22 protein-coding genes and 1 riboswitch are annotated in these 24,095 nt (G+C 66.0%); of the genes, 6 read left to right on the forward strand and 16 right to left on the reverse strand.

The genetic code is table 11. The features are described 5' to 3' along the window. From VGV37_RS10125 to VGV37_RS10135, 3 genes are all read right to left on the reverse strand, one after another. Nucleotides 1-252 (reverse strand): ATP-binding cassette domain-containing protein (locus VGV37_RS10125; RefSeq protein WP_326879542.1); only part of this gene is annotated, 252 nt, incomplete at its 3' end. After that, nucleotides 249-2,060 carry an acyclic terpene utilization AtuA family protein gene (locus tag VGV37_RS10130; RefSeq protein ID WP_326879543.1) on the reverse strand — a complete coding sequence of 604 codons (1,812 nt, stop codon included), beginning with the start codon at nt 2,058-2,060 and terminating at the stop codon, nt 249-251. The genes VGV37_RS10125 and VGV37_RS10130, both read right to left, overlap by 4 nt. Nucleotides 2,061-2,066: 6 nt before the next feature. Then, entirely contained in the window at nt 2,067-2,870 is an 804-nt protein-coding gene (locus tag VGV37_RS10135; RefSeq protein ID WP_326879544.1) for an enoyl-CoA hydratase-related protein, read from the reverse strand. 282 nt (nt 2,871-3,152) lie between these two features. On the opposite strand from VGV37_RS10135, the gene VGV37_RS10140 reads away from it, so the two are divergent. The 3 genes from VGV37_RS10140 (at nt 3,153) to VGV37_RS10150 (ending at nt 5,480) form a co-directional block, all read left to right on the forward strand. Continuing rightward, nucleotides 3,153-4,355, forward strand: a complete 1,203-nt coding sequence (locus VGV37_RS10140) for an acyl-CoA dehydrogenase family protein (RefSeq protein WP_326879545.1) — start codon at nt 3,153-3,155, stop codon at nt 4,353-4,355. Next, a complete protein-coding gene (locus tag VGV37_RS10145; RefSeq protein ID WP_326879546.1) occupies nt 4,352-5,242 on the forward strand; it encodes an SDR family NAD(P)-dependent oxidoreductase in 891 nt (296 codons plus the stop codon). The genes VGV37_RS10140 and VGV37_RS10145 overlap by 4 nt, the downstream gene beginning before the upstream one ends. A gap of 79 nt (nt 5,243-5,321) precedes the next feature. Continuing rightward, the gene (locus VGV37_RS10150; RefSeq protein WP_326879547.1) at nt 5,322-5,480 is read left to right on the forward strand and encodes a hypothetical protein; all 159 of its coding nucleotides are present in this window, start codon (nt 5,322-5,324) and stop codon (nt 5,478-5,480) included. Nucleotides 5,481-5,518: 38 nt separating this feature from the next. On the opposite strand, the gene VGV37_RS10155 is transcribed toward VGV37_RS10150, so the two are convergent. The 7 genes from VGV37_RS10155 to VGV37_RS10185 form a co-directional block, all read right to left on the reverse strand. Next, on the reverse strand, nt 5,519-6,547 hold the full coding sequence (locus VGV37_RS10155) for an isopenicillin N synthase family oxygenase (protein WP_326879548.1): 1,029 nt from the start codon (nt 6,545-6,547) through the stop codon (nt 5,519-5,521). Nucleotides 6,548-6,573: 26 nt separating this feature from the next. Continuing rightward, nucleotides 6,574-7,941 (reverse strand): O-acetylhomoserine aminocarboxypropyltransferase/cysteine synthase family protein, encoded by a 1,368-nt coding sequence (locus tag VGV37_RS10160; protein WP_326879549.1) that lies wholly within the window; start codon nt 7,939-7,941, stop codon nt 6,574-6,576. A 15-nt stretch (nt 7,942-7,956) separates the two neighbouring features. Further along, nucleotides 7,957-8,976, reverse strand: coding sequence for a TRAP transporter substrate-binding protein (locus VGV37_RS10165; RefSeq protein ID WP_326879550.1), 1,020 nt, complete (start codon nt 8,974-8,976; stop codon nt 7,957-7,959). Between the two features lie 21 nt (nt 8,977-8,997). Next, nucleotides 8,998-10,011, reverse strand: a complete 1,014-nt coding sequence (locus VGV37_RS10170) for an amino acid ABC transporter substrate-binding protein (protein ID WP_326879551.1) — start codon at nt 10,009-10,011, stop codon at nt 8,998-9,000. Between the two features lie 193 nt (nt 10,012-10,204). Then, a complete protein-coding gene (locus VGV37_RS10175) occupies nt 10,205-12,379 on the reverse strand; it encodes a rhodanese-like domain-containing protein (protein WP_326879552.1) in 2,175 nt (724 codons plus the stop codon). A 30-nt stretch (nt 12,380-12,409) separates the two neighbouring features. Then, nucleotides 12,410-13,495: an LLM class flavin-dependent oxidoreductase gene (locus VGV37_RS10180; RefSeq protein ID WP_326879553.1), complete on the reverse strand. Its 1,086-nt coding sequence runs from the start codon at nt 13,493-13,495 to the stop codon at nt 12,410-12,412. 15 nt (nt 13,496-13,510) lie between these two features. Continuing rightward, nucleotides 13,511-14,683, reverse strand: coding sequence for an acyl-CoA dehydrogenase family protein (locus VGV37_RS10185; protein WP_326879554.1), 1,173 nt, complete (start codon nt 14,681-14,683; stop codon nt 13,511-13,513). Between the two features lie 174 nt (nt 14,684-14,857). Continuing rightward, nucleotides 14,858-14,937: riboswitch (SAM riboswitch) on the reverse strand. Between the two features lie 218 nt (nt 14,938-15,155). Here VGV37_RS10185 and VGV37_RS10190 point away from each other — a divergent pair. Genes VGV37_RS10190 through VGV37_RS10200 form a run of 3 tightly spaced genes read left to right on the forward strand, consistent with a single transcriptional unit; the run spans nt 15,156 to nt 18,017 of the window. Further along, nucleotides 15,156-16,250, forward strand: coding sequence for an ABC transporter substrate-binding protein (locus VGV37_RS10190; protein ID WP_326879555.1), 1,095 nt, complete (start codon nt 15,156-15,158; stop codon nt 16,248-16,250). Continuing rightward, nucleotides 16,234-17,232: an ABC transporter permease gene (locus tag VGV37_RS10195; RefSeq protein WP_326879556.1), complete on the forward strand. Its 999-nt coding sequence runs from the start codon at nt 16,234-16,236 to the stop codon at nt 17,230-17,232. The genes VGV37_RS10190 and VGV37_RS10195 overlap by 17 nt, the downstream gene beginning before the upstream one ends. Beyond that, nucleotides 17,226-18,017 carry an ABC transporter ATP-binding protein gene (locus VGV37_RS10200; RefSeq protein WP_326879557.1) on the forward strand — a complete coding sequence of 264 codons (792 nt, stop codon included), beginning with the start codon at nt 17,226-17,228 and terminating at the stop codon, nt 18,015-18,017. The genes VGV37_RS10195 and VGV37_RS10200 overlap by 7 nt, the downstream gene beginning before the upstream one ends. A gap of 301 nt (nt 18,018-18,318) precedes the next feature. On the opposite strand, the gene VGV37_RS10205 is transcribed toward VGV37_RS10200, so the two are convergent. Genes VGV37_RS10205 through VGV37_RS10230 form a run of 6 tightly spaced genes read right to left on the reverse strand, consistent with a single transcriptional unit; the run spans nt 18,319 to nt 23,187 of the window. After that, nucleotides 18,319-19,116, reverse strand: a complete 798-nt coding sequence (locus VGV37_RS10205) for a c-type cytochrome (protein ID WP_326879558.1) — start codon at nt 19,114-19,116, stop codon at nt 18,319-18,321. Continuing rightward, nucleotides 19,113-20,738, reverse strand: a complete 1,626-nt coding sequence (locus tag VGV37_RS10210) for a b(o/a)3-type cytochrome-c oxidase subunit 1 (RefSeq protein ID WP_326879559.1) — start codon at nt 20,736-20,738, stop codon at nt 19,113-19,115. Before VGV37_RS10210 ends, VGV37_RS10205 begins: the two co-directional genes overlap by 4 nt. Further along, entirely contained in the window at nt 20,725-21,273 is a 549-nt protein-coding gene (locus VGV37_RS10215; RefSeq protein ID WP_326879560.1) for a hypothetical protein, read from the reverse strand. Before VGV37_RS10215 ends, VGV37_RS10210 begins: the two co-directional genes overlap by 14 nt. Further along, on the reverse strand, nt 21,270-21,452 hold the full coding sequence (locus VGV37_RS10220) for a hypothetical protein (RefSeq protein WP_326879561.1): 183 nt from the start codon (nt 21,450-21,452) through the stop codon (nt 21,270-21,272). The genes VGV37_RS10215 and VGV37_RS10220 overlap by 4 nt, the downstream gene beginning before the upstream one ends. A gap of 8 nt (nt 21,453-21,460) precedes the next feature. Next, nucleotides 21,461-22,690, reverse strand: coding sequence for a c-type cytochrome (locus VGV37_RS10225; RefSeq protein WP_326879562.1), 1,230 nt, complete (start codon nt 22,688-22,690; stop codon nt 21,461-21,463). Nucleotides 22,691-22,725: 35 nt separating this feature from the next. After that, nucleotides 22,726-23,187 (reverse strand): c-type cytochrome, encoded by a 462-nt coding sequence (locus VGV37_RS10230; RefSeq protein ID WP_326879563.1) that lies wholly within the window; start codon nt 23,185-23,187, stop codon nt 22,726-22,728. Nucleotides 23,188-24,095 lie beyond the last annotated feature (908 nt).

Raw genomic sequence — 24,095 nt, forward strand, 5'->3', positions numbered from 1 at the left:
GCCGACGATCTCGTGGGCCTGACAGCGCGTGATCGGCTGGTCGGCGAAGCGGATCGTGCCGTGGATGACCTCGCCGTCCTCGCGCTCCAGCACGCCGGAGATCGCCTTCAGTACCGTGGACTTGCCGGCACCGTTGGAGCCGAGCAGGGCGACGATCGCGCCTTCCGGAACATCCAGCGAAATGTCGCGCACAGCCTCAATGACGCGATCATACAGGATCTGCACATTCGCGAGGGCAAGCAGCGTGCTCACAAACGGACCGGCTCTGCAAAACGCGCCAGCCGTGGATGGCGTGCCAGCCATTCGGTCGGCACCGGCACCGGGAAATCCATCAGCATCTGGGCGAACGCCTTGCCTTGCGGGTCATGGCGCAGCGACGCCGTGCCGCCGCCGTCGAGCGCGCCATGCAGCAGGAAATTGAAGCCCAGCAGGCCGGGCAGGGCGAAGCGCTCGACCGTGCCGGTCAGCAGATGGGCGAAATAGCCGTGGACCGTCTCGGGCGTCAGGGCGGCGGCGATGGCGGGAACAAATTCCGCGTCCCGGGCCAGCACGCCGATATTGGCGTCGTCGCCCTTGTCGCCGCTGCGACCGTAGGCGATCGCGATCAACGGCACCGGGCTGAAGGGACCGCTCATCGCCTCGATCCCGAGCGTATCCGAGGGAGCCGCCGGGACCTCGTGCGCTGGGATTGGGATCGTTACGGCGTGCTCGACTCCGGCCATCGTCAAGATCGGCGACAGCAGGTTCTTGTCGACGAGGCATGAATAGAGCCGGACCATCGGGGTCACTTTCGGCCGCCCACCGGCAAAGCCGGTGATGCCCTGCGCCATGCCGGTCGCACTGGTCAGGAACTCGCGGGACAGGATCTCCGCCCCTTCGCGCATCGCATGGTCGACCGCGACCTTGAGGATGACCTCGCGGGCGCCGCCCTTGAACGCGGCGGGGCCATAGGTGTCGTCGGCGCCCAGCACTTCGATCGAGGTCCGGCGGAAATCCGCCAGCCCGCGTTCGGCGAGCAGCCGCCGGGCGAGCTTCAGCAGGGCCTCGCCGGTGCGCCGCGCCTTCGCTGCCGCATCGCGCCCGCCGATCATCAGCTGACCGGCGCACTTGAAGCCGTCGGCGTAGGTCGCCGACGCCTTATACGACCGCGTCGGCGGCAATCCCTTCGCCCCCTCGACCAGGACGCGGTCCGGCCCGACCTCGGTGAGCTTCAGGTGGCGAAAATCGCAGATCACGTCGGGCAGAATATAGCGGGCCGGATCGCCGATCTCGTAGATGATCTGTTCCGCCACGGTCGCCGGGTTGACCAGCCCGCCGGTGCCAGGTGGCTTCGTCATGACGAAGCTGCCGTCCGCATGGCATTCGACGATGGGATAGCCCATGCGATCCCAGCCGGGCACGTCCTCCCAGTCGGTCGAGACGCCGCCGGTCGCCTGGGTGCCGCATTCCACGACATGGCCGGCCAGGCTGCCGGCCGCCAGCAGATCGTATTGGTCGGTGGTCCAGCCGAAGCGATGGATCAGGGGGCCCAGCACCACCGCGCTGTCGACGCAGCGGCCGGTGATGACGATATCCGCGCCGGCGTCGAGGGCGGCCGCGATCGGCAGCGCGCCCAGGTAGGCATTCATACTGAGCAGCTTGGCGGGTAAGGGCGCGCCGGTCGCCATCTCCGTGATGCCATCGCCGCGCAGCCGGTCGGCCGTGGACAGCAGGTCGTCGCCGGTCACGGCCGCGACCTTGAGCGGGATGCCGGCGGCATCGAGCGCCGCCTGTAGCGCGTCGCGGCAGCCGGCGGGATTGACGCCGCCGGCATTGGCCACGACGCGGATCCGCTTGGCGGCTAGGGCAGGGGCCAGGCGGGCGAACAGCGTCACGAAATCTGCCGGATAACCGCCGTCGGGCTGCTTCACCCGGGCGCGGGCCAAGAGCGACATGGTGATCTCGGCCAGGTAATCCATCACCAGGAAGTCGATCTCGCCATATTCGACCAGCTGGATCGGGCCTTGGTCGCTGTCGCCCCAGAACCCGCCGCCGCAGCCGATGCGCACGATCTCGCTCATGATCGCTCAGCGTCCCGTGAAGCGCGGCACGCGCTTTTCACGGAAGGCCGCGAAGCCTTCTCGGCAATCTTCCGTGCGCGCCATCATCGGCAGCATCAACTGGGCATATTCCAGCGCCTCGCGCAGCGCCATGTCGCGCATCGCCTGGAAACCCTGCTTGCCGAGGCGGATCGCCGTCGGCGAGCGGCCGACGATCAGGTCGAGCAGCCAGGCCAGCTTGGTGTCGAGCTCCGCTGCCGGCACCACGTAGTTGACGATGCCGTGGCTGAGCGCTTCGGCCGCCGGCATGCTCTCGCCGGTGATGCACATCTCCTGCAGGCGGCGCGGCGGTACGATCCGCATCAGGTGCGGCATGATCATCATCGGGAACAGGCCGATCTTGGATTCCGGCGTGCCGAAGGTGGCGCTATCGGCGGCGACGACCAGATCGCAGGCGCAGACCAGGCCGAACCCGCCGGCCAGTGCGTGGCCATTGACCCGGGCGACGAGCGGCACGCTGCAGGTCTCGATCAGTTGCAGCAGGTCGACGACGTAGTTGCGGGGATTGGCCGGATCGACCGTGAAGGGCGCGCCGTCGGCGCTGGGGTTGAGGTCGCCGCCGGCGCAGAACGCCTTGTCGCCGGCCCCGGTCAACACGATCGCCCGGCAGTCCCGATCGGCCATTGCCAGGCGGATCCCGTCGCCAATGCCGGCGGCGACGGCTTCGTTGATCGCATTGCGTCGTTCCGGCCGATTGATCGTGATCCATTGGACCGCGTCGCGCCGAACGCACAGGACCGGGTCTGTCGCCGTCTGATCTCCCGCCGCCATGCGTTTCCCCCGCCCCGATCCGATCTTCGTCTCGCGATCGGAAATGAGTGTGTTTCATTAAGTGGGGCCGCTGAAGGTTTGTCAATCGATTGGGTGACAAGTAGCGATCCGAAAGTGTTCCGCAGTGCAGCATGGAAATACGGCGCACCATTGCGATAATGGCGGCATTCGCCGCACTTTGATCAAAGACAATGGACAAAATGAGCGACGCTCAATAAAGTCCGGCCCAGTCCCAAACGAAGCCGGGCCGGTCAGGCGCGGACCTGCAGGAGGAAACGCCGGATGTCGCTTGCCGAAACCGCGCCGCGCCGCAACGACGGTCTTCGTTTCGATCTTCAGGGCGACGAGCGCGAGATCCTGGACGGCGCCGACCTGTTCGCCCGCAAGGAGCTCTACCCGCTGGCCTCCCGCATGGACGCCGAGGAATGGTGGCCGGACGGGATCTTCGAGAAGATCGGCCAGGCGGGATATTTCGGGGTGACCGCATCGCCCGAGGAGGGCGGTGCCGGGGCAGACCTGATGACGAGCGGCCTGGTGCTGCAGGGCTTCGCGCGCTGGAACCACGCGCTGGCGCTCAGCTGGGTCGCACACGAGAACCTGTGCCTCAACAACATCCTGCGCAACGCGAACGAGGCGCAGCGCCGCAAATACATTCCGGGCCTGTGCAGCGGCCGCTCGATCGGCGCGCTCGGTCTGACCGAGCCGGGTGCAGGATCAGACGCCCTGGGCTCCATGCGCACCACGGCGCGCCGCGACGGCGACCATTACGTGCTGAACGGCACCAAGATCTACATCACCAACGGCCCTGTGGCCGATGTGCTGCTGGTCTATGCCAAGACCGCGCCGGAACTGGGGGCGAAGGGCATCTCCGCCTTCATCGTGGAAAAGGATTTTCCGGGTTTCAAGGTCGCCCAGAAGCTGGTGAAGATGGGTTTCCGCGGCAGCCAGACCGCCGAGCTGGTGTTCGAGGATTGCCGGGTGCCGGCGGAGAACCTGGTCGGTCGCGAGAACGGCGGCGTCGCCATCGTCATGAGCGGCCTCGACCTGGAGCGTGCCATGATCGCGCCGCTATGCCTGGGCATCGCCGAGCGCGCGCTGGAACTCAGCATCGAATATGCCAAGACCCGCGAGCAGTTCGGCCGGCCGATCGCCGAATTCCAGATGATCCAGGCCAAGATCGCGGACATGTATGTCTGGGTCGAGACCATGCGGACCTTCACCTATCGCTGCCTGGCCGCGGTCAACGACCTGGAGGTCGGCGGCGGCGGGCGCGGCACGGTCCATGCGCTGACCGCGGCCTCGGTCATGTATGCGGCCGAGACCATGGCCCGCGTGCTGTCCGAGGCGGTGCAGATCCACGGCGGGTCGGGCTACATCTGGGAGGCGGAGATCAATCGGCTCTATCGATCGAGCAAGCTGCTCGAGATCGGCGCCGGCACGACCGAAGTGCGCAAGATCATCATCGCCGGCGAGTTGCTGAAATGACCGACGAGCCGTTCGATACCTCGGACGCCGACCTGGCGGAACGCTCGACCGGCCTCGCCTCGGACCTGCTCAAGGACCGGACCGTGCTGGTGTCCGGCGGCGGCAGCGGCATCGGGCGGGCGACCGCCTGGCTGGCGGCCCGCCTGGGGGCACGCGTCATCGTCAGCGGCCGCAAGCAGGAAAAGCTCGATGCGGTCAGCGTGGCGATCGGTGCGCGCGGGCTCTCCTGCATCGGGCTGCCCGTCGACATTCGCCAGCGCGACACGGTCGAGCGCCTGTTCGACCAGATCCGCGACAGCCATGGCGCCATCGACATCCTGGTCAACAGCGCCGGCGGGCAATTTCCACAGCCGGCGATCGATTATTCGGCGAAGGGCTGGCGCGCCGTCATCGAGACCAATCTCGACGGCACCTTCAACATGATGCAATGCGCGGCCCAGCGCTGGCGCGGCCAGGCGCGGGGTGGCAGCATCGTCAACGTCGTCGTCTCGCCGCGCGGCCTGCACCATGTCGCCCACACCTGCGCCGCGCGCGCCGGTGTCATGGCGTTCAGCGACGCCGTCGCCATCGAATGGGCGCCCCTCGGCGTCAGGGTCAATTGCGTGGCGCCCGGCGCCATCCGCTCGGAAGGCTGGAGGGTCTATCCGGCGGAGATTGCCCGCCGGTACCACAATACCAATCCGATGCGTCAGGTCGGCGAACCCTGGGACATCGCCGAGGCCTGCCTCTATCTGGCCGGCCCGTCCGGGCGCTTCATCACCGGGGAAACCCTGGAAGTCACCGGCGGTGGGCATCTGTGGGGCGAGACCTGGACCACCGAAAAGCCGGATCATTTCGTCCAGGCGTCGCGGACCTTCGATCCGCAGGGGTCCGGCCCCTCCGGCTGATCCAGGGCGGAAAAGCCGCCTAGCACCGGCGTCACCCCTCGGATGGCCGAGCACGAAGCGGTAGGCGGCCCCAGACGAGATGCTGGCGGGCGCGCTGGTCGATACCGTTCCGCACGACGTGCTGTCGTTCCCCGTCGTGAAATATCATCAGCGACCCGAGCGCGTGCACGCGCCCTATGCCTTCGGTGAACTCCCCAGGCTGCTGAGGGAAATCGTCTCGAGATTCCTGCTGTCGTAAGGTCGGCCGCCAACGGATGCCGCCACCGACCTGGAGGCTCATGCCCTTGCCGTCGCGATCAAATCGGCGAAATGCCGCTCCGCCACGTCGGGATGCGACCTCAGCCGGCCTTTCAGATAGTTCTGCCCGACCTCGCGGAACAAGGGATTCTGCGGATCGCTGGTCGGGCCGGTCGCCTCGGCGGCGAGGTTCGGCGGCAAGGTGAGCAGCGGCACGGTCGAATCGAGCCGTGCGCCGAGGAAGAAGGCGACCGAAAGACGATCGGCGCCGGACGGCGGGCTCACGACCCGATGCAGCGTCGCCTTCAGATAACCGTTGGAGGCCAGCTCCAGCAACTCGCCGATGTTGACCACGAAGGTGCCGGGGATCGGCGCCGCATCGATCCAGCCGCCATTGGTCTCGACCTGCAACCCGCGCTGCGCATCCTGCAGCAGCAGCGTCAGCAGGCCGCTGTCCTTGTGGGCGCCCACGCCCTGGTCGCTGCGCCCGGCTTCGATGCCGGGATAGCGCACGACCTTCATGGTCTGCATCGGCGTGCCGGAATAGATCGTCTCCAGCGCGTCGGCCGGCTGTCCCAGGGATTCGACCAGCGCACGGACCACGCGGAGCGCGACCTCGGTCAGGCGGGACTGCCAATGCAGCAGGGCCTCGCGGAGCTGGGGCAGCGAGGCCGGCCACTGGTTCGGTCCCTGCAGGCGCGTCCAGGCCGGGATGCCCGGCCCCTGCGGCACGGACGTCCGTTCCGCATGGATATCGAACTGTTCGCGCCAGTCTTCCTGCCCGCGCGTGATCTCTTGCCCTGCGCGGTTATAGCCGCGGAAATGCGGCGAATGGACCATCTGGACCGCCAGCTTTTCCGGCTCGGGCAGGGCGAAGAACGCACGCGAGGCCTGCTGTACGGCGTCGATCTCCGCATCGGTGATGCCATGGCCGGAAAGATAGAAGAAGCCGATGTCGCGGGCGGTGCGCCGCAACTCGTCCAGGAACGCGGCGCGTTCGGCGGGGGCGGCGTCGAGCCGCGACAGATCGAGGACGGGCAGGGCGGAGATCTGGGTGATGGCGTTCATGAGTGTGTCCGCTTCGAAGATGGATTTCAGGCGGGGTGGCTCTGCCGGGTCGCGGCCAGGGCCTGATCGAGATCGGCGAGAATGTCGTGGATATGTTCCAACCCGATCGACAGGCGGACATAGCCGGGCGTCACGCCGGTCAAGGCCTGATCCTCCGGCGAGAGTTGCCCGTGGGTGGTCGAGGCCGGATGGATCGCCAGACTGCGCGCGTCGCCGATATTGGCGACATGGTAGAATAGCTTCAAGGCGTCGATGAAGCGGGCGCCGGTGGCGGCGTCGTCCAGTTCAAACCCGACCAGGCCGCCGTAGCCGCCCCGAAGATAGCGATCCGCGCGTGCTCGCGTCGGCCCGGATTGCAGCGAGGGATGGCCGACCCAGCGCACCAGCGGATGCCGCTTCAGCCAGGCGGCGACGGCGGCGGCGTTCTGCGAATGCCGCTCGATGCGCAGCGGCAGGCTCTCGATGCCCTGCAGGATCTGAAAGGAATTGAACGGCGAGATCGCGGCGCCCAGATCGCGCTGCATGGTGGCGCGCACGCTCGCCAGATAGGCCGGAACACCCAGGCGTGCTGCGGTCTCGACCCAGATCGCGCCCTGGTAGCTGGGATCGGGCTGGTTCAGCGCGGGCTGCCGCTCGGGCCACGCCGCCCAGTCGAAGTCGCCGCCGTCGACGATCAGCCCGCCGATCGAGGTGCCGTGCCCGCCCAGGTACTTGGTCGCCGAATAGACCACGATGGCGGCACCGTGATCGAGCGGGCGGGCCAGTAGCGGTGCTGCGGTATTGTCGAGGATCAGGGGAATGCCGACCGCGCGCCCGATGGCCGCGACCTCGGCGATCGGGAACACGGCGAGCTTCGGGTTCGGCAGGGTCTCGCCATAGAACGCCCGGGTCTTGCCGTCGATCGCCCGCCGGAAATTCTCCGGGTCTGCCGGATCGACGAAGCGCGTCTCGATGCCGAACCGGCTGAGCCGGTTGGCGAACATGTTCCAGCTGCCGCCATAGAGGTCGGTGCTGCTGACGATATTGTCGCCGGCGCTGGCCAAGGCCAGGACCGCGAAGGCGGAGGCGGCCTGACCGGATGCGACGGCCAGGGATCCGACGCCGCCCTCGAGGCCGGCGACCCGCCGCTCCAGTACGTCGGTCGTCGGGTTGCTGGTCCGCGTGTAGCCGAAGCCCAGCCGCTCCAGCCCGAAGATGCTGCGCGCATGCTCGGCATCCTCGAACTGGTAGGACGTGGTCTGGTAGATCGGCACCGCGACCGCGCCGTTGGTCGGATCGGCCCGCCAGCCGCCGCGGAGCGCCAGGGTCTCCGGGCGATAGGCCGACGGGTTATGCGGGCCGTCGACCACCGGTGCCGGTTCGTTCGTGATGGTCGTATCGAGCGCGATCGCCATGTCCGAAATCTCCTGTCAAGCGAGTTGGGCGCCGGCGGCCTGCTCCAGCAGTCCCCAGGCGTCGGCGCCGAATTTGCCCTTCCAGTCGCGATAGAAGCCGGCCTTGCGAAGGACCTCCTGGAAAGGGGCCGCGTCGGGCCGGTTGAACACGAGGCCGTGCGCGGTCAATCCCGCTTCCAGGCTTTCGTTCAGGTGCCGGATGTCGTCCCGCTCGGACTTGGCGGCGGCATTCAGGTGGCGCGCCGCGATCTCGCGGATATTCGCCGGCAGGGCGTTCCAGGCGTCCTTGTTCGCCAGCAGCCACAGGCCGTCCCACATGTGGTTGGTCATCGAGACGTATTTCTGCACTTCGTACAGCTTGACGGTCTCGATGATCGACAGGGGGTTTTCCTGGGCGTCGAACACCTTGGTCTGGAGTGCCGTGTAGAGTTCGTTGAAGTTCAGCGTGCTGGGGGCGGCGCCCAGGCTCTGGAAGATCGACGTCCAGAGCGGGCCCGGCGGCACGCGGATGCGCAGATGCTCCAGGTCGCCCGGGTCGTGGATCGGCTTGGCGCCGGTCGTGATCTGGCGGTAGCCGATGTCCCACAGATTGTCGAACACGACCAGCCCGGTGCTCTCGATCCGCTTGCGCACGAAGGCGCCGAGCGGTCCGTCGACGCCGGCCCAGACCTGGTCGTAGCTCTTGAACGCGAAGCCCACGCCGGTGATGGCCGTGTCGGGGATCAACGTCGACAGGATGATCGCCGACAGCGAGAACAGCTCGACCGCGCCCGCGCGGACCTGGGAGAGCGTGTTGGTATCGGAGCCCAGCTGGTTGCTGGGATAGAGCGCTATTTCCAGCCGACCGCCGGTTTCCTCCAGGATCTTCGCGGCGGCCTCGCGAGCCCGTACGTTCAGCGGATGGTCCGGCGGCGTGTTGTTGGCGAATTTATATGTGAACTCGGCGGCATTGGCCGGCCGGCTGAGGATGGCCGGTGCCGCGAGGGCGGCGAGCGCGGTGCCGGCGACGAACTTCCGGCGGGAAATTTTCTGCATGGTCCGGGACTCCGGTAAGGTTCAGCGCAGCGGCGGGGCGTACATCAGCCCGCCATGGGTCCACAGTTCGTTCAGCCCGCGCGAAAGCTTCAGCGGCCCCTTGGATCCGACGGTGCGATTGAAGATTTCGCCGTAGTTGCCGACCTGCTTCACGATCCGGTAGGCCCATTGTTCGTCGAGCCCGAGGGCCTTGCCGTTGCCCTCGGCCACGCCCAGCAGGCGTTTCACGGCCGGATCGTCGCTCTTCAGGCCCTGGTCGACGCTCGCCTGGGTCAGCCCGTGCTCTTCGGCGTCGAACAGCGCGAAGATGGTCCAGCGCACGACGTCGAACCATTGGTCGTCGCCGGCGCGCACGGCCGGGGCTAGCGGCTCCTTCGAAATGACTTCGGGCAGGATGTCGTAGTCGTCCGGGTTGCCCGCGCGCGTGATGCGGACGGCGGCCAAGCCTGAGGCATCGGTCGTGAGCGCATCGCAGCGCCCGGCGAAGAAGGCGCCTTCGATCTCGTCCTCGCTTTCGATCACGACGGTCTTGAGCACGAGTTTGTTCTTGCGGAAATAGTCGGCGAGGTTGAGCTCGGTCGTGGTGCCCGGCTGAACGCAGATCGTGGCACCGGACAGGTCCTTGGCGCTTTTCAGGCCGAGCTTCTTCGCGACCAGGAAACCCTGGCCGTCATAGAACACGGTCGGCGCGAAGACGAGGCCCAGCAGCGCCTCGCGCGTCAGCGACCAGGTCGTGTTGCGCGCCAGCAGGTCGACCTCGCCCGACTGCAGCGCGGTGAAGCGCTGCGGCGGCGACAACGGCACGAACTTGACCTTGTGGGCATCCCCCAGCACCGCCGCGGCCAGCGCGCGGCAGATCTCGGTATCGATGCCCGAATAATTGCCCTGGCTGTCGGCGAGCGAAAAGCCCGCGACGCCGGTCGAGACGCCGCATAGCACCGTGCCGCGTGCCTTGACGGCATCGAGCGTGCCGGCCTCGGCGGTGGTGCCGGAGACGAGGGCAACCGTCGCCATGGCCGCAAGAAACTTGATCATGGATCCTCCTTTTTCACCGCTCCGGAACGGCGCGGCAGCGGGACGTGGCCCGCGAAATCATTTGAGAACGACGGTCGCAACCAGCGACCCTCCCGGCGTCTCGGTGCCGGGTCGTCGAGAAAACGCCGTCGCGCCAGTTGGAAGGCGACCGCGATCAGGGCCGCATCGAGCGACAGGCTCTGAGTGCCGGTCGTCATTTCCGCGGCACGCGGAATCTGGCATCGCCGTCGCGGGCGATCTGGTCCGGCAGGTTCAGCTCCCAGCGGAGATAGGCCTGCATCGCATCCTCGATGCCGCGCGACCGGTCGTAGGGCTTGTGCCAGACGTCCTCGGCCGGTTCGGCCAGATGGTCGCTGCCCTCGATCCAGTCGCCGCCCTGAGCCCGCCACGCGGCGGTGCCGCCGTCGAGCACATAGACCTCGCGATCGGTTGCTGCGGCCAGATCGGCTGCCGCCAGCGCGGCCAGAATGCCGTCGGGCGAGGTCAGCACCAGGTCGCCCGTCACTGGCAATCGCGCGATACTCTCCGCCAAGCGCGCCCGGATCGCGAACCAGGCGCCGGGAATATGACCGGCCCGATATTCGGGACTGGCGGCGAGGTCGATCACAACCACTTTGCCTTGCGTCAAAGCCGCGGTAAGGGTCGGCACGCCGATCCTTTGGTAAGGGGCGATCGGCGCCGGCAGCGATCGGGGTTCCGGCCCGCCGGTCTGCGGCAGGTCGTCGACGCCGGGCTCGTAGACATAGACCGCATCCCAACCAAGCTGCTTCAGCCACGAGGCGGTCAGAATGGCACGCACCCCGTCGGCGTCGGTCAAAACAAGGCGGCTCTTCAGCGTGCCGACATAGGCATCCGTGGCCTGGACCAACTGGCCGCCCGGTGCCGATCGCCAGCCGATCGGATGGCCGGCCTCGTACTCGGCCGGGGTCCGGACGTCGAAGCGGTAGAGCGTTCGCTGGGCGCTCTCGGCCTCGAATTGGGCCAGGGTGGCGCGATTGATGCGCTGGATGCCGAAACGGCGGGCGACGCGGTGGGCGCCCTCCCGCGCCTGGGCCAGCGCGGTGGCCGACGGCGGCGGCGCATGCGCGGTTTCGCCGTGGGCCAGATCCAACCCGGCGAGGTGCCAGCCCATCGTGCCGTTCTTGAGCGCGACCACCCGGTTCGGCAGCCCGGCATTGATCAGCGACTGGGCACCGATGATCGATCGGGTCCGACCGGCGCAATTGACCACGACCAGGGTTGCGGGCGAGCTGACCAGGCCCCAAGTCCGATAGGCCAGTTCCGCGCCGGGGCAGGCGATGCCGCCGGGAATGCTCATCCGTTCGAACTCATCGAGCGGCCGGCTGTCCAGGATCAGCAGATCCTCGCCGGCGTCGATGCGCTCCTTCAGTTCCAGCGCCTCGATATGCGGGGTGCCCTCGATCTGCTCGACCACCTCGCCGAAGGCTTTCGAGGGAACATGGATGCCGCTGAACAGTTCATAGCCGGCGCGCTTCCAACCACCGATGCCGTCGCGCAGCGTCACGATGTTCTTCCAACCCAGGTCGAACAGGCGCCGTGCCGCACGCTGGCCGAGATCGCCGCCATCCTCGTCCACGACGACGACGCGGGTCGCGCGGCGCGGCACCAGCTTGTCGATCCGCAGTTCCAGCTGGCTGAGCGGTGCCGAGGTCGCGAACAGCAGATGGCCTTGCGAGAAGACGCCTTCCTCGCGCACGTCGAGGATGGCTAGTTCCTCTTCGTCGCCGATGAAGCGCTTCAGGGTCTCGGCCGGGATCGCCAGGGTCGCGATGAACGGGCTGGCCGGGTAGACCTTGTATGTCCCTCCAGCCGGGCTTTCGAAAGTGACCCGCGCCGGCAACTTTTCCAGACTGAGCCCATAGAGATGAAGGTGCAGGCCGGGCTCGTCGCCGACCAGTTCGATGGTGTGGAAATCGTCGGGCAGGAACGACACGGCATTGCCCGGAACGATGGTCAACGCACCGGTTTGGCGCAACGTGCCCTGGCCGGGCACCTCGCCATTATCGACGCGCTGGTAGAAGACATTGTGCTCGCGGCCGCGCACACCGGCGATCGCCGCCCAGGTCGTATGGTTGTGCGGTGGCGCCGACCGCCCCGGGCGGTTTGCCGCAGCATAGAGCGCAAAGCGATGATCGGCATCCTCGGCCAGGCGGTAGAGCCGCGAGGGCGCGCCTTCGGGAATGACGAACTCGTCGGACGGGAACAGGTCCTCGGACCGGGCGAGATCGATCAGCGCGCCCTTGATCTCGGCGAGGCCGGCCGGGCTGACGCCGTGGCGGGCCTCGGCGGCGCGCACCTGGGCGATCGTATCTTCGATGGCGGCGAAGCGGCGGCTCATGACGGACATGGAAGGCTCCAAAATAGATGAGGCGTGGCTTCAGCCCGCCTTGGACCGGCGTCGATCCGACCGTTCGGCGACCAGCCTGCGGGTCAGCGGGATCAGGTCGCGTCCATAATCGACCGCGTCTTCCAGCGGGTCGAAGCCACGGATCAGGAAGGTCGTGACCCCAAGCTCATAATAATCGAGCAGCGCGTCGGCGACCTGGGCCGGTGTGCCGACCAGAGCGGTACTGTTGGCGCGGGCCCCGGTCTCGCGGGCGACGGCGGTCCAGAGCCGCTGGTCGACGCGATCGCCGCCCTCGGCGGCGGCCAGCAACCGCCGCGCGCCCTCGCTCTGCTTGGGATCGCCGGTGCCGAGCCCAGACGCCCGCCGCTGCTCGCGCACGCGCTCCAGGATCGAATCGGCCCGCGCCCAGGCCGCCGCTTCCGTCTCCGCCAGGATCGGGCGGAACGAGACGCTGAAACGAACCGGCCGGCCTTTGGCGGCGGCACGGACCCGGGCGATCTGCTCGCGCACCTGGGCCTGGGTCTCGCCCCACAGCGCATAGACGTCGGCATGGCGGCCGGCGACGGCGATGGCCGCGTCGGACGCGCCGCCGAAATAGACCGGAATATGTGGCGTCTGCACCGCCTTCACCTCGGAGAAGCCGGCCTCGAACCGATAGTATTTGCCGTGATGGTCGAACGGTTCGTTGCTGGTCCAGATCCGGCGCAGCACGTCCAGATACTCGTCGGTCCGAGCATAGCGTTCGTCATGGCCGAGGAAATCCCCGTCGCGGCGCTGCTCGGCATCGTCTCCGCCGGAAATGATATGGACTGCAAGCCGGCCGCTACTGAACTGGTCCAGGGTGGCCAGCTTGCGGGCGGCCAGGGTCGGTTCGACGAAGCCCGGCCGGTGGGCCAGCATGAAGCCGATCCGCCCCGTCACCGCCGCGGCATAGGACGTCACCAGGAATGCGTCGGGTCCGGTCGAATGATAGGCGACCAGCACTCGGTCGAAGCCCGCGGCCTCATGGGCCTGGGCGAATTGGCGGACATAGTCGCGATCGATCGTCGGGCCCGTCGCCGCGTGAATTTCGGATGCCTTTCGGGTCGCGATCATTCCGATGAATTCGACGGTCATGGGAATTTCCTCCAGTCAAAGGCCGAGGGCCGCGCGGCCGGCAGCAACGAGGACGCTGTCGCTCTGCGGCGTGTGGATCCGGCTGCACAACACGTCGCGATGATGGCGTTCGAGCGGGTTCGCTCGGCTGAGGCCGGGATTGCCGGCAAGCTCCATGGCGCGTTCGACCACGCGGACGGCGTTGTCGGTCACGGTGACCTTGATCTGGCCCGGTTCGATCAGGCCGAGCGCCGTGGGTTCGGCGCTGGCGCTTTCGATCAGCCGGCGGTTGATCCGCAGCAGGCGATCGATGTCGCCGACCGTCTCCTGGATGCGCGGCAGGGTGGCGAGCGATGCGCCGAGATTGCTGGGCACCCGGGCGTTCAGGTAGCCGGCCAGCCAGTCCTTAGCCGCCTCGGCCACCCCATTGTAGAGTGCCGCGATCACCAGGGTGTTCCAGGCGAGCCCGACCGGATCCGGCTGTGCCCATTGCGCGGGCCGGCGCAGGTCGACCGCATGGTGCGCCGGCACCAGAACGTCGGTCAGCACGATCTCGTGGCTGCCGGTCGCACGCATGCCCAGATGGTCCCAGGTTTCTGCGATCCACACGCCGGGGCTGTTCAACGGCACCAGCCAGAACCCAACCTGGGGGATCTCGCCGTCGGTCCGGGCCCAGACCAGGCCCCAGCGTAGGATGGAACTGCCGGTCGCGTAGATCTTGTGGCCGGTCAGCAGCCAGCCGTCGGCCGTACGCCGCGCGGTGGTCGCCGGCAACCCGCCGCGGGCCGGCGATCCCAACTCCGGCTCCACGCGCAGGGCGTTGATCAGTGCGACCTCGCCGGCGGCGGATGCGAGGCCGATCATGTCGGCGACGGGCTTCGGCCAACGGGTCGAGCGATATACCGTGGCGGTGTGAAGATAGTGCATGCCCAGGATCAGCGCGGTTGACGCGTCGCCGGTGGCGATCCGGCCGACGATCCGCGTCACCTCGCCCAGATCCGCCTCGGCACCGCCCAGCCGGGCGGGTACAGTCAGGCTCAACAGGCCGGCCGCCGCCAGCTTTTGGAAGTTCGCCCGTGGGATCGTGCCCTCGCGGTCATGCCCGGCCGCCCCCACCGCGAAGTCGCGGGCCAACGTCGTCGCCGCGGCGAACCGCTGGGCGGCCGCCGTTTCCAGTGACGCGGCGGGTCGGAGCAAGAGACTGTTCATCTTGCGATCCTTGGAAGGGATGTCTTTGGATTGGTGCGGATACGCGCGTCCGGAACCTCGTCAGCGGCGACAGCGGCGCGCGGGCTGGACCAGGGGTGGGCAGGTGCTGGCGAAACCGTTCCTGATAGTCATTGGGCGCTCCTGCCGTGGATCTCGACCGCGGGATCCGATGTCGTTCGGGGCAGCACGCCCCGCTTTAGCCGCATTTGTTAAGCGCCCGCAATCTGGTTGTTCAAATCGGCGCTGTTGATTAGATTAATTCACGAGATTTATATGTCTATTATGGGAAAAGCGCATATCAGACATGTTTATCGGCTCATGAAGCCGTTTTCGAGGCTTGGCTTCGGGTCTTTCTTGGTATCGCCAATATCCGTCATAGAGGAATTAAATCCAATATATTGACTCATCTCCGCCCTTCGCGAACGGTAGAGCCGACGCTGGCAAGGCGTCGATCTGCCACGGGGTTGGGACCATGTCGCAAATTGAAGAAAGCTCGGGCACCACAGACGGTGCGACCCTCTCGCGACGAGCGCTGTTGCGCTCGGCCGGTGCCGTCGGCCTGGCGGGTCCGCTGGGGTTGCTGGGCTCCCGGGTCTTCGCCGCGACGGATCCGATCGCTCGCGCGCCGATCTGTTCGGGCATCGAGCAAGTCGCGGATGCCTCGACCGGTGCCTTGAAGCCGCTCAAGCTGACCTGGAACGCCAATGCGATCTGCACCGTCGTGGTCCCGGCTGCGGATGCCCAGGGAATCTTCGCCAAGCACGGCTTGGCCGTGGAGATGATCAACTTCGGCGGCTCGACCGACCAGTTGCTCGAAGCCATCGCGACGGGTAAGGCCGATGCCGGCGTCGGCATGGCGCTGCGCTGGCTGAAGCCGCTCGAGCAGGGCTTCGACGTCAAGCTGACCAGCGGCATCCACGGCGGCTGCATCCGGCTGCTGACCTCGAAAAAGACCGGCATCACCGATCTTGCCGGCCTGAAGGGCAAGACCGTCGCGGTGTCCGACATGGCGAGCCCGGCCAAGAACTTCTTCTCGATCGTACTGAAGAAGCAGGGGATCGACCCGACCCGTGACGTCGAATGGCGGCAATATCCGGCCGATTTGCTGGCGCTGGCGATCCAGAAGGGCGAAGCCCACGCGCTGGCCGACGGCGATCCCAATACCTGGCTGCTGCGCAAGAATTTCGATCTGGTCGAGGTCGCGACCAATCTGTCGGGCGAATATCACGAACGCTCCTGCTGTGTGCTGGGCGTGCGCGGCAGCCTGATCCGCCAGGACCGTCCGGCGGCCGGCGCGCTGACCCGGGCGCTGCTCGAAGCCGGGGAATGGGTCGCGAACAATCCGGACGCGGCGGCCGGCATTTTCGCCAAATACTCAACCGCCTCCATCCAGGATCTCAGCCAGATGCTGCAGAGCCATACTCATCACCATCACCCGATCGGCAGCAGCTTCCGTCAGGAAATCGCCGCCTATACCGACGAGCTGAAGCGGGTGGAGGTGATCAAGCCGGGGACCGATCCCGACAAGTTCGCAGACAAGGTCTATGCCGATGTCCTCACTAGCTGACGCGCAGGTCGTCCGGCGGCCCCACGTCCGGGCTACGCGTTCGATCGGCTGGGGCGGCATTCTGGCCGGCCTGCTCTGGCTCGGTGCCGCGACCCTGACGGCACTTTGGCCGAATGCCGACGACTGGGCCTACACCGATGGCTTGGCCGCGGCCGAAGCCATGCTGGGCGCCGGCCTGCTGCTGAGCGGCGGCCTCGGCGAACGGTTGCCGCGCCTGTCGGCCCGGACCCGCGGATTGGCGCCCTGGCTCGGCCTTCTGGCTGCGGTGTTCGGGGCCTGGGAGCTCGCGACGGCGAAGCTCGAACTGCTGCCGCGTCCGTTCTTTGCGCCGCCCCAAGCCTTCATCGAGGTTTATCTGGACGACTGGCCGCGCTTGGGCGACAGCGTGCTGCATTCCCTGTGGCTGCTGACGACCGGCTATCTGATCGGCGCGCTGGGCGGCTTCATCACCGGCGTCGCGATCGGCTGGTCCCGTGTCGTGGGCTACTGGGTGCATCCCGTGCTGCGCCTGGTCGGACCGCTGCCGGCCACGGCCTGGCTGCCGCTCGCTTTCTTCGTGTTTCCGTCGAGCTGGAGCGCCAGCACCTTCCTGATCGCGCTCGCGACCGGCTTTCCGGTGACTGTGCTGACCTGGTCCGGGATCGCGGGCGTCAACAGCGCCTACTATGACATCGCCCGGACGTTGGGCGCCAACGAGCGGTTCCTCGTGCTCAAGGTCGCGATTCCGGCGGCCTTGCCGCACGTGTTCGTCGGCTTGTTCATGGGGCTGGGCGCGTCCTTCTCGGTCCTGGTGGTGGCGGAGATGCTGGGCGTGAAGTCCGGCCTAGGCTGGTATCTGCAGTGGGCGCAGGGCTGGGCCGCCTACGCCAACATGTATGCGGCACTCCTGTTGATGGCGCTGATGTGCAGCGGTCTCATCACCCTGTTGTTTCGCGTTCGCGACCGGGCGCTCGCCTGGCAGAAGGGCCTGCTGCGATGGTAGTCGCCGAGAAACATGTCGAGGTCCTGCCGCCGCGGGCGCTGGCGCTCGACATCGAGCAGGTGAGCCATCAATTCTCGTTGCACGGCGCGCCGCTGCCGGTGCTCGACCAGGTGGATCTCCACGTCGAAGCGGGGGAGTTCGTGGCGCTGCTCGGCCCGAGCGGCTGCGGCAAGTCTACTTTGCTGCGGCTGGTCGCGGGGCTCGACCGGCCGACGCAGGGCCGGCTGCTGGTCGATGGGCGCGAGATCGGCAAACCCGATCCCTCGCGCATCCTCGTGTTCCAGGCGCCGACACTCTATCCCTGGCGCACGGTCTGGCAGAACGTGGCGGTCGGGCTGGAGGCACGCGGGCTGTTGCCGGCCGAAAACCGCCGGGTCGATGCCGCGCTCGATCTAGTTGGATTGCGGGCGTTCGCCAAGGCGCTGCCGCACCAACTGTCCGGCGGCATGTCGCAGCGCGCCGCCCTGGCCCGGGCCCTGGTCAACGATCCGAGCCTTCTTCTCCTCGACGAACCGTTGGGCCAGTTGGACTCCCTGACCCGCATCACCATGCAAGGCGAATTGGTCCGCCTGTGGCAGCGCGCCGGCTTCACCGCGCTCATGGTCACGCATGACGTCGAGGAGGCGCTGCTGATGGCAAACCGCGTCATCGTGTTCAGCCCGCGGCCTGCCCGCACCACCGCATCCTTGACGGTCGATCGGCCCTATCCCCGGCATCGCGACGATCCGGCCCTGCAGGCGCTGCGCCAGGAGATTTTCGATCTGCTGGGATTCGCCGAGGCTTAAGCTCTGGTATTTCCCGACCGCGAGTTTCCGACGCCGCCACATCCGCCCATTGCTCGAACATTTTGACGAGCGTCGTCATGTCCTCATCTTCGTGGGCGAGGAGCCACGTGCGCCAGAGCTGCGAAATGAAGCTGGCAACAGGGGGCGGTATCGAGCGGTGAGCAGACATTGCTCTGCCATGCGTTTTGAGCCTTCTGAGGCGACCTCCGGGGATGATGCGCGTTACTATCGAATTTGCGCAGGCAACGGCAGCGCCGGACCATTCGACGTCCATCTTGCGCGCGCGAAAATCTCAGTGAATTCAGGGCTGACCAGCAAAATATTCGGAAGCTGCCCGGACCTCCGCCGGCGTCATTCGCCTGGCGATATTACGCATCTGTTCACTGATATCGTTATGACGGGCTCCAGAGGCGAAGGCTTTCAACTGCGCTTCCAGATAGACGGGGGACTCACCCTCTAGCCACGGGCTGCCCGTCTTAGTGTCCACGCCACCGTGGCACGACGCGCAGGGCGGAATATTCCGCATCGGCGCGCCGTGGACGACGACAGACGGGGCCGACTGGCCTGGTTTTGGATGATAGCCTGGCAGCCGAGGAAGGTAGGCGTAGTAGGCGGCGAGGTCGATCATGTCCTGGTCGCTCAAGTTCGCGACCATGGGGCCCATCACCGCGTTCGTGCGGGCGCCGGATTTGAAGTCCTGCAGTTCCTTGAACACCACCGCTGGATATTGACCGGCGAGATTGGGCGAATCCGCCTCGCTCAGTCCGCGCGCGCCATGGCACATCGTGCATTTCAGCGAGAGCGTCGCGCCTCGGCCGATCGAGTCGGCGGCGGGATCGCCCAACATCTGAGGCGTGACCACGACCGTCGAGGTGATCCTGCCCAGCGGGATGGCGGCCGGGCTTGGACGGACCCAGGTCTGCGGTACGCCGGCGGCACTACAGATCGCGTTCCAAAGGCCCTGAAATTGAACATCGGTTTGCGCCGAAGGCAACCAGACAAACCCAACCAGAAATGCGAAAACGAAGATCGCAAGCGCGGCCCCGACGCTGGCGACGAACCAGTGGTTTCGGAGGGAAACCAGGCGCTCCCCGTTCACCGCTGGCCTCCGATCCGGATCGCCGGAACAGAGGTGTTGTCGAGTGATACCAGCTGCGCGATGGGGTAGCCGTAGTTCACTATCGTGAGGCTGATCATCAAGGCCAGCCACAGGGCGAGACCATTCAAGGCCGCCGGCATCGTCTTCGCCTCATGCAGGGCTTTACTGAAGCGATAGACAGGCGTTTCGACCCGGGGCGCCCGATGGCCACGGACCAGAACCGCGATGAACAGGACGGCCGAGGCGACCAGGATGAAGCCGCCGATCGCAGAGGCCACGACCGACAGTGCCTGCGGCTCGATCGCTGGGTCGCTGTAATCGTAGACCGCCATGCGGCGCGGCATGCCCAGGATGCCGACGTAGTGCCAGGGAAAGGTCAGCACGATCATGCCGACGAACCACAACCACAGCTGAGCCTTCATAAGCCGGACACTGTCGAGGGCTCGGCCAGTCAGATGCGGCCAGAGGTCATAGGCGATCGCGAAATACATGATCACGATCGCGCCGGCATAGATCAGGTGGAAATGTCCGGTGATCCATTGGGTGTTATGGATACTGCTGTCGAGCTGGTAGCTCATGTTGATGATGCCGCCGGCGCCGCCGAAGCCGAGCATGACGAACGAGAAGGCGACCGCAAGCATCATCGGATTGCCCCAGGGCAGGGCGCCAAGCCAGCCCCACATGCCCTTGCCACCCCGCAGGCGCCCGGCGATCTCGACCGAGGCGCAAATGGTAAAAACGGTCAGCAGGGTCGGGATCGCCACCACGGCGGTGAAGATCGAATGCACCACTTTGAAGCCCGATCCGACCTGAGGGTCGGCAAACAGGTGGTGGATGCCGATTGGCATGGCCACGACCAGGAACAGCGCGAACGAAATCCGGGCCATGGTGTCGCTGTAGAGCCGGCCGCCGATCGCACGCGGCACGATGGTGTAATAGGCGATATAAGCCGGCATCAGCCAGAAATATACGATGGCATGGAGGGTCCAGGAGAAGAACACCCGGGCCAAGCCCGCATCGATCGTCGCTTTGAAGCCCAAAGCCACCGGCAGAATCTGGAAGATGAGTTCGAGCGCTGCACCCACCGCCGTCCAACCCCAGAGGTACGAGCCCGCCACATTGGCGAACATGGCGAGCGGCACGGGCTTGCCTGGGTTGTCCCGCTTCCAGACGCGGAGGTTGACCGACATCAGGGCCACCCAGATCCACGAGCCGACGACGACCAGGACGATGCCGATGTAATAGAACGCGTTGCCGATCATCGGCGGGTAGAAGGTGTAGAGCACCGACGACAGGCCCATGGCGACCGGGACGATCGCCGTGATGGAGCCGACCAGCACCAGGGTGAACCCCGTCCAGGCCCAGCGCCGTCCCACCAGGGCCTTGTCCAGGGCCAGCTCGGTGATCGCGTAGCCGAAGCCCATTGCGATCAAGGTCGGAAATACGTAGCCCATGACCGTGCCGTGGGCGGTGACCGAGCGGTAATAGAGTTCGGGGTCGTTGATCGGCGGGCTGAGCGGGCTGCGGACGTACATCTGCCAGGCGCCCAGCACCAGGGCCACGCCGAAACTGGCGAACGCGAGCCAGAAATGCGCGAGAATGAGCCGTTTATGGATCAACACAGCTCGACCTCCCGCTTTCCGACTTCAACTTCTGGAATTCGGCCTTGTCGACCACCTTGACGTTGCCCCACATGCCCTGATGGCCGGTGCCACAGAATTCATGGCACGGCATCGGATGTTCGCCCGGGGTATCGAAGCTGGAGCGGAAGGTCGAGATATAGCCCGGCACGAGCATTGAATTGATGTTGGTATGGTCGATCAGAAAGCCGTGGACGACGTCGGCACTGGTCGCGCGGAACGTGATCGGCGTATTGGCGGGAACCAGCAGGCATTGTGGGGTGAAGGAATATTGCTGGGCCAGCAGGCGCACCGTGACCGAGCCGTCGGCCTCGATCGCGGTGCCGAGATTGCTCTCCGTGAACTCACCGGCGATATGGAGCGTGCGAGGGTCCACGGTCTCGACCCGGGACGGCGGCATCATCGCCCAGTGCAGACCGGTATAGATCGTGATCGCCACCAGCAACGCGATGAGACCGATGACCATGCCGGCCCAGCGCTTCTCGATGCGGACGGTGACGTCATGAGCGCTGCTCATTGGATCGTGCCCCGGGGCAGGAAGATCATGAAGTAAAAGGCGAACCACAGCGCGATCACGATTGCCGTTGCGGTGCCAGCCAGGGCCACCGCACCCCAGGGGCCGGCGCGGACGATCTCGTCGATCGCGGCTTCCTGGGCGGCAGGATCGTTCGGGCCGGGTACGGGAGAATTGAGCATGATGCCTCTCAGTTCAGCGGCGCCGAGCGCAGTTCGTTCGCCTGGCGTGCGGACACCGACGAGCCGCGATTGCCCCAGGAGACGCGGATGAAAGTCACGACGGCCGCAACCTCGTCGTCCGAGAGCGATTGCGCGAAGGGCGGCATGCCGAAGGGCTTGGGGTTACCTGCGGTTCCCGGCGGGAAGCCGCCGTTCAACACCATCCGGATCGGGTTGACTGCCGAACTCATCTGAATCGACTGATTGCCGGCAAGTGGTGGATAGTCTTGCTGCTTGCCCCGCCCCTGGGCGCCGTGGCAGCTGGCGCATTGCGCATCATAGATCTTGCTGCCAAGCCGGAGCAGCAGGCGGTTTTCTGCGATGCTGGTTGTGGGGGTCGATTTGTCGGCGGCCTGATGGGCGCCCAGCGCCTTCAGATAGACGCCCATCGCTTTGATGTCTGGGTCGGACAGGTATTGCAGGCTGTCGTAGACGACTTCGGCCATCGGGCCATAGACGGCACCGCGTTTGGAGACGCCGGTACGGAGCAGATCGGTGATGTCGGCCAAATCCCAGTCGCCGAGGCCGGCCTCCTTGTTCGAGGTCAGGGAGGGGGCGTACCAATCCTGCATCGGAATGAGGCCACCCTCGAACGCCTGGGATTCGGAACTACCGCCCAGCGCATTGATTGCGGTATGGCACATCGAGCAATGGCCCAGGCCCTGGACCAGGTATGCGCCGCGATTCCACTCGGATGATTTTGCCGTGTCCGGCTGAAACTCGCCTTCGGTGAAATAGAGCGTGCGCCAACCGAGCACGAGGGAACGGTTGTTGTAGGGAAATTTCAGCTCATGGGGCCGGTTCGACTGCCTGACTGCCGGGACGGATCGCAGATAGGCGAAGATCGCGTCGGAATCTTCGCGCGTCACCTTGGTGTAGGCGCCGAACGGCATGGCCGGATAGAGAAGACTGCCATCCGGATACCGGCCAGTATGCATCATCGTGTAGAACTGATCGCCGGTCCATTTGCCGATCCCGGTCTCGGCATCGGGGGTGATGTTGGGCGTATAGAGCGTGCCGAATGGTGTCGCCATTGGCCTTGTACCGGCGAAGAGGCTGCCGCCGGGCTGCGTGTGGCAGGCGACGCAATCACCGGCATCGGCCAGATATTTCCCGCGCGCAATCTGGGCAGCGTCATCCTGCGCCGCGGCGCCCGAATCCGGGCAAACCACCGCGGCCAGCAGGATGAGAGCTGCCATGATCGGGTGCGATCGTCTGGTCATCTTCCGGCCTGTCATTTGTTCGGCACGCTGCCGCAGCCGAGCGGCATGGGCAGGGAGCCGGCCGCGGCGGGCGAGGGATCGGCGGGGGCCGGCAGAGCTGAAAGCCAGGCCGCGATGGCGGTGACGTCTTGCTCGGTCAGGTGGCCCGCCACGATCTGCATGCAGTCCGGCGCCGCCGCTGTCCGCGTGCCATACCGCCAAGCTCCCAGCTGCGCACTGATATAATTGGCGTGAAGGCCGAGCAGACCGGGGATTGCAGGCTCCATGCCTGTGAAGGCGGGTCCGTGGCAACCCTGGCAAGCCGGAATCTCCCGCGTGGCGTCGCCCTTGGTCACAAGGCGGTGGCCGAGTTCCAGCACGGCTTCGCTTGCCGGCGAAGGTTCGATCATCGGGAAGGCTGGGCGCTCAGCCGCAAAATAATCCGCGATTTCTTTAAGGAACAAATCCGGCAGATACTCCAGCAGATAGTTCATTGGCGGGTATCTGCGCCGACCATTCCGAAATGCGATCAGCTGATTGTAGAGATATCCGGCGGGTTTACCGGCGAGTCTCGGGAAATAATCGTCGTTAGTTCCCTGTCCTTGAGCACCATGGCAGGCGCCGCATGCCAGCACGCGCGCCGCCATGGTGTCGGGCGCGCGATCGCTCGCGGACGCCGCTCCTGCGATAGTCGGAACTACGACGAGGAGGGCGGTCAAGGCGAACGGAAAAAGCCGGCTCGCCAGGGATCTGCCCGCGCAAGATCTACCTGTCGGCGTGGGTGAGAGCGGCGCCGGCGTCCAGCGCGAAGACCGCAAGGAGGCCTGGAGGCTCGATCTACCGGGCATTTTCGTTGACGAGAGGTTCGCTCCTCTCGGGTTCGAAGAAGCTCCCGCCGGCCTTGTAAACCTTGGCCGGGCCGGTCGCCGGGTTTTGGGAGGGGATTCCGCTGGAGCGCCCGTGGGCGAGGACGCTTCCGGCGGGAGGATGCTTTGGCGATCGGCTACCCGGTGGATCGTTAATAACAATGGTCGAAACGTTCTTGCCTGGTGTGTTGGCCAAGTGTTCAGACATTGTCGCCGAAGTGTCGGCACCCTGATCTTGACCATGCACCTTTAGAGGAGTGGCAACAATGACAGCGCCTGGCCCCAAAGATCCTGCGGTGCCTATGGAGCGTGTGGTTCTAACCAATTCCTGTCCCATCTTATCTCTCGCGCCAGAGTGGTTGCAGGACGATGTCTTTTGTTTGATCGAGACGCTAAAAAATGGAAGCGCCGTCAATATCTATCAATAAACTAACGTGCGACTAAAATTTCTGGCATCTTTGGCCGCTCATTTTCAGCCATGATATTCAGCTCGCTCGAAGAGCAAGGTACGCGACATATGCAAAATCAACCGCCGA

This window comes from Aliidongia sp. (assembly GCF_035943795.1).
GTDB lineage: Bacteria > Pseudomonadota > Alphaproteobacteria > ATCC43930 > CGMCC-115725 > Aliidongia.